This is a genomic window from Vibrio sp. (assembly GCF_984391705.1).
In genome coordinates this window covers 1-3093 of the sequence record NZ_CFHWOM010000126.1, presented here as the reverse complement: position 1 = coordinate 3093, position 3093 = coordinate 1, and the positions used below count along the sequence as shown (strand labels likewise).

The window sequence follows — 3093 nt, the reverse complement described above, 5'->3', positions numbered from 1 at the left end:
TTGATTAATACCTTTCTTAGTGTGATAGCAAAGGATTGATAAGTCGATAAGAATCATAAACTCTTTGTTTAATTAAGTAGTAGTAGAAACGGGTGAGATTTTTTGGGGAAAGAATATTTTGGGCAACCTAAGTCGCCCAAAACAATTTATTGAATTGAATCATTCCTTCGCAAAAAGTTACTTCCATGTTTGGCTGTAAACTCGCATCAAGTTGCCACCAAACACTTTCGCCATGTCTTCGTCAGAGTAGCCCATTGCTTTTAGTTCATCGACGACAGGAGCCATGATCTTCGACATTTCACCACAACCGGTTGCACCTTGGTCGAACGCATTCAGCATATAGCCATTATCTGCATACAGATCGGAGTGTTTCTTCGCAAAACCCACGACACCCGCAACGGTTTGCATGTCATCAGAGGCAATACCCACATGGTCGATTCCTACTTCTTGAACGGCACCATCGATCATTTCTGCAGCTTGACGAGGCGTAATATCCTCTGGCCAGATACCATCCATCATCCATTCAGTGAAAGTCACAGAAATCACACCGCCATTATCAGCAATGCGTTTTGCATCTGGTGCGTCGATCAGGCGATAACAACCAGACAGGCGATAGTCTTTGTCACCATCTTTAAGCCCCAGTTGTTGCATACGACTTTCAGTTTCTTGAATGGTTTCGTATGGCTGACAATCATAGGTAGAAGCTACGGGAGAGTGAGACACAATCATAGGTACGCCAGGGTGTTTTACTTCCATGTAATCTAGTATGTCTTTGATGGTTTTCTCAGAGTTGTGGGACAAATCAACGGTGATACCGTGTTCAACCATCTCATCGATAACCTTTTTACCAAACTCTGTTAAACCACCATCTTTGCCATTCATCATATCAATCACGCCCGATGCTGCATCATTGGAGCCGTTATAGACTAACTGCATGGTTTTAATTCCCATATCAGCCATGGTCTCGACCCTGCTTAAATCGCCTTCTAACATCGCTGTAGATTGGTTGTTCCATTGCACGGCATATTTGCCTTCACTGTGTGCTCTTTCATAGTCTTCAACTTTATGTACGAAGATCAGCTCGGTTTCAGATTGACGAATGGCTTGGTCGTACTTGTTATAATCTGTGACGAATTTATCCCAAGTATTATGAGCTCCCATGCCAATAGTAATACTTGAGCCTGTAATCCCACGTTCATGGGCAAGATCGATATAGTCGGCAAGCATCGCTTCTGATGTCCACCCCATCTCTGCGGGAGACGCAAAGAAATCTAAAACAATCGTGTCTTGCACAAACTCCGCACCAGCTGGTGTCGCAGTATCGTGCCAGTCTTTGGATTCAATAGAGGCTTGAGCGCCGAAAGTGGCTGCAGAGATTAGCGTAGCGATAAGAAGCTTTTTCATGTGTTTACCCTCGTATTTAGTTTACGAGTGCAAATATAATTGTTCGCTTAGGCAAAAATGTGCAGTTTACGACAGTCGGTAATAGTCGAGAGATTTACGGTTTCTGGTGTTTCTTGAGCCATTGTAGTGGTGTTGTATTTTCAGCTTTTCTGAATGCTCGAATAAATTGTGAAGTGTCGGAATAGCCCAAGTGTTCCGCGACATCGGATATAGAAGCTTTTCTTTGAACCATTACACGCTTTGCAAACGCGATGTTTAAGGACTCTTTAATTTTCCTAAATGTATTTCCTTCACTTTTTAAGCGTCGTTGAATCGTACGCGCATTGACATCAATAATCTGGCTTAATTGTTCTATCGAAATGTCTTCTCTACCTATGTAGCCTTCGAGTATGGCAGTGATCTGTTGAGTGCAACTCAGGTCTGGGCTTTGAAACCTAACTGGATAATCACACTGAGAAGAAAGTTCAGATTGAATTGGTTCTTTATAGAACAGCGCGGTGCTACCTTGCCCCAAGAACTGTGGCGTTTGGTGGTTGATCTTTAACAGCGCAAGATCGCTCGCGTCTGGATGTTGTAAGTGATATTTGATGGGATCATTTACATTTGAAGCGAGTGATTGATAGTAGCAGTGTACAACGCTTAGCAGATAGAGCTCTCCTAAAAACAACGACTGGCTATGAGATTGAAGTTCTAATTTAAGTGAGTGTTCGTTGGCCCTTTCATCAATAATGAGCGCGTTAACAGGAATATAACTGCAGAGCCCACTCATTGATTTTTCATTATTAGTATCAGATGAAATTTTGTCGACAAACGCTTTAGAAGATGCCCGAACAAGCGAAATGAATTCGGATTCAGGTACCTGGCGTTTAGTCAGTTCAAGCAACGTTATGAATGCCGAAAAGGATATAAATTGCGCAGAGCTTGTTTCTAAATAAATAGGTACACGAGCATTGCTCACCAATGACCAAATGTCTTTCACTTGATGACTTAAGTGTTCAATGAAAGTTATAGGCGCGTATTTGTGGATCAGAGCAATCAACGACAGCTCTCCTCGTTATCGAGTTAGTAATAAAAACGCCCACACCGTTTTAGGGTGCGGGCATGGTTCAAAATGTTAGAGTATGCGTGATTCTATTTCCAAGTCTGCGCGTAAACACGCATTAGGTTGCCGCCGAATAACTTGGCTAAATCGTCGTTTGAGTAACCCATCTCCCAAAGACTATCGACAACACCAGCCATGTGTTTCGACAATTCAGCACATCCGGTTGAACCGCGATTAAAGGCATCCACCATATAACCGTTGTCAGCATATTTATCTGCATTAGCCATCGTAAAAGGAACAACTTTGGCGATTGTCATCATGTCGTCAGTAGCGATACCCACGTGATCAACACCAGCTACTTTGACGGCACCATCAATCATCTCTGCAAACTGCTTAGGGGTGATATCTTCAGGCCAAATACCATCCATCATCCACTCAGTCGCAGTCACAGCGACAACGCCACCCATATCAGCCACCGTTTTCGCTTGTTCGTCGGAAAGTAATCGGTAGCAAGCGGCTAGACGGAAATCGGGATCGCCTTTTTTCAGATTCTTCTTCGCCATGCGCTGTTCAGTTTCTGTTAGCGTTTCATGGGGTTGGCAACCATAAGTAGAAGCGACTGGTGAATGGGAATATATGACTGGCAC

Annotated in this window: 3 protein-coding genes; all 3 read right to left on the bottom strand. The window is 43.3% G+C overall.

Annotated elements, in window-relative coordinates; translation table 11 throughout:
* Window positions 1–177: 177 nt before the first annotated feature.
* A complete protein-coding gene (locus AC4MRV_RS21785) occupies window positions 178–1404 on the bottom strand; it encodes a dipeptidase (protein ID WP_491189365.1) in 1227 nt (408 codons plus the stop codon).
* A 94-nt stretch (window positions 1405–1498) separates the two neighbouring features.
* A complete protein-coding gene (locus tag AC4MRV_RS21780) occupies window positions 1499–2362 on the bottom strand; it encodes a helix-turn-helix transcriptional regulator (protein WP_491189364.1) in 864 nt (287 codons plus the stop codon).
* A gap of 173 nt (window positions 2363–2535) precedes the next feature.
* Window positions 2536–3093: membrane dipeptidase (locus tag AC4MRV_RS21775; protein ID WP_491189363.1), on the bottom strand; the 558-nt coding region annotated here is incomplete at its 5' end.